The 2,864-nt window shown below is 65.5% G+C and carries 2 protein-coding genes; both read left to right on the forward strand.

What is annotated here, in order from left to right; all coding sequences use genetic code 11:
• Window positions 1–2,584, forward strand: a 2,584-nt coding sequence (locus MOV75_RS33155) for an efflux RND transporter permease subunit (protein WP_247007433.1), incomplete at its 5' end; no start/stop codon positions are given.
• A gap of 37 nt (window positions 2,585–2,621) precedes the next feature.
• The coding region (locus MOV75_RS33160; RefSeq protein WP_247007434.1) for a DTW domain-containing protein at window positions 2,622–2,864 on the forward strand (243 nt) is incomplete at its 3' end.

Here is a 2,864-nt window from a genome sequence, read left to right on the forward strand (position 1 = left end):
CGACGTGACGGTCAGCGGCGCCGACCAGCCGGCCGTGCGGGTGCAGCTCAATCCCGTTGCGCTGTCGAACGCCGGCATCGCCACCGACGACGTGCGGACCGCAATCGTCAACGCCAATCCGCTTGGTCCCGTCGGCATCTTCAACGGCGAGCGCCAGAGCGAGACGCTGTCGCTGAACAAGCAGATGCGCACGGCGAAAGAGTTCCGCGACATCGTCATCAAGAGCTCCAACGGCAATTTCGTCCGGCTCTCCGACGTCGCCGACATCGAGGACTCGGTCCGCAACGCCCGCTCGATCGCCTGGTTCAACAAGCAGCCGGCGGTGCTGATCCAGATCACCAAGCAGGGCGATGCCAACGTCATCGACACCGTCGACCGCGTGAAGGCGCTGATCCCCGAGCTGAAGCAATGGATCCCGGCCGGCGTGGACATTTCCACCCTGGTCGATCGCACCAGCACGATCCGCGCCAGCGTCCTGGACATGCAGTGGACGCTGCTGGCAACCGCCATCCTCGTGATGGTCGTCGTGTTCGTGTTCCTGCGGCGGCTGACGCCGACGATCGCGGCCGGCATCTCGGTCCCGCTGGCGCTGGCCGGTACCTGCGCCGGGATGTGGGTCGCGGGCTTCTCGATCGACAATCTGTCGCTGATGGCGCTCGCCATCTCCGTCGGCTTCGTGGTCGACGACGCCATCGTCATGATCGAGAACATGTTCCGCAATCTCGAACACGGCATGCGGCCGTTCCAGGCGGCGCTGGAGGGCGCCAAGCAGATCGGCTTCACCGTGGTCTCGATCAGCCTGTCGTTGATCGCGGCGTTCACGCCGCTGATCTTCATGGACGGAATCGTCGGCCGCCTGCTGCGTGAATTCTCGCTGACGCTGACCTTCGCCATCCTGGTCTCGACGCTGGTGTCGCTCACGGTGACGCCGATGATCTGCGCCCATTACATCCGCCAGACCACGTCCGGCACGGCGACCCTGTTCGATCGGCTGATCGAGGGCTCGCTGTCGCGCATTATCGCCTTCTACAGCCGAACCTTGCGCACCGTGCTGGACTACCCGCTGGCGACACTGCTGGTGTTCTTCGCCACCATCGGCCTCACCGTGACGCTCTACATCAAGGTCCCCAAGGGCTATTTTCCGACCGATGATTCCGGCTTCGTCATCGGGGCGACGCGCGCCTCGGCGGATATCTCGTTCCAGTCGATGCTTAGCCTCCAGCAGCGGCTCGCCGACATCGTGATGCAGGATCCGGCTGTGGCGGGCATCGGCTCAACGGTTGGCAGCGGAGGCGGGCCGGGGGGAGCGACCTCGAACCGCGGCACCATGTTCATCAGCCTGAAGCCGCCGGAGGAGCGCGAACACGTTTCGACCCAGGTCGTGATCGACCGGCTCAGGCGCGCGTTGTACCCCGTGCCCGGCATCCGCCTCTTCATGTTCGCCGCCCAGGACGTCCGTGCCGGCGGGCGGCAGAGCGATTCCGACTACCAGTACACGCTGACTAGCACCGACCTCAGTCTGCTGCAGAAGTGGGCGCCGATCGTCGCCAAGCGCATGGAGAGCGTCGAGGGGATCACCGACATCTCCAGCGATCGCGACCCCGGCGGGCTTCAACTGACCTTGTCGATCGACCGCCAGAAGGCCTCGGCGCTCGGCGTCAGGGTTCAGGACATCGACAACGCGCTGAACAATGCCTTCTCGCAGCGGCAAATCTCGATCATCTACACCCAGCGCAACCAGTACATGACCGTGCTGGAGATCGATCCGAAATTCCAGGTCGATCCCTCCAACCTCGAACGCATCTTCGTCGCGGGCGCAGGCAATGCGCAGGTGCCGCTGTCGGCCGTCGTGCACGCGACGCGCGGCCTCGCCGCGCTCGCGGTCTATCACTCGCAGTCGTTCCCCTCGACGACGGTGTCGTTCAACCTGCTGCCGGACGTGCAGCTTCAGGCGGCGACGCAAAACATCCAGCAGGCGGTTGAGGAGCTGCACATGCCCGAGGGCATCCGCGGCAGCTTCGACGGCAATGCCGGAGACTTCGCCAAGACCAGCGGCCGTCAGCCGCTTCTGATCCTCGGCGCGCTGGTGGCGATGTATATCGTGCTCGGGGTGCTCTATGAGAGCCTCGCCCATCCGCTCACGATCATCTCGACGCTGCCCTCGGCCGGGTTAGGGGCGCTGCTCGCCCTGCAGCTCACCAACACGCCGCTGACCGTGATCGCCTTCGTCGGCATCATCCTCTTGATCGGCATCGTCAAGAAGAACGGCATCATGATGGTCGATTTTGCGCTCGACGCCGAACGCCAGCGCGGCCTGTCCTCGGCGGAGGCGATCTTCGAGGCCTGCCAGGCGCGCTTCCGCCCGATCCTGATGACGACCATGGCGGCGCTGTTCGCCGGCATTCCGCTCGTGGTGGCGACCGGCCCCGGCACGGAGCTGCGCCGTCCGCTCGGCATCACCATCATCGGCGGCCTGTTCGTCTCGCAGATCCTGACGCTCTACACCACGCCCGTGATCTACCTGCTGATCGACCGCCTGCGGCGGCGGTCCGCGCGGCGCCCGCTGGCTGCGCCCGCGGAATAGGTTGTTGAAGGGCCGCATCAAGCGTATAGCGGCGCCCATGTCGAACCCGCAAGACACGGCTGCTGCCGAGCCGATCCCCGAATGCCCGCATTGCCAGAAGCCGATGCCGTTGTGCATCTGCGACAGCGTCACCCCGATTGAAAACCGATTGTCGCTGCTGATCCTGCAACACCCGCAGGAACAGGACAGGGCGCTCGGCACCGCGCGCCTGCTCGCCAGGCATTTCGCCGATGCCACGGTGCGGGTCGGCCTGTCCTGGCCGAGCCTGTCCAAGGCGCTG

The sequence above is a fragment of the Bradyrhizobium sp. PRIMUS42 genome (assembly GCF_023006515.1).
GTDB lineage: Bacteria > Pseudomonadota > Alphaproteobacteria > Rhizobiales > Xanthobacteraceae > Bradyrhizobium.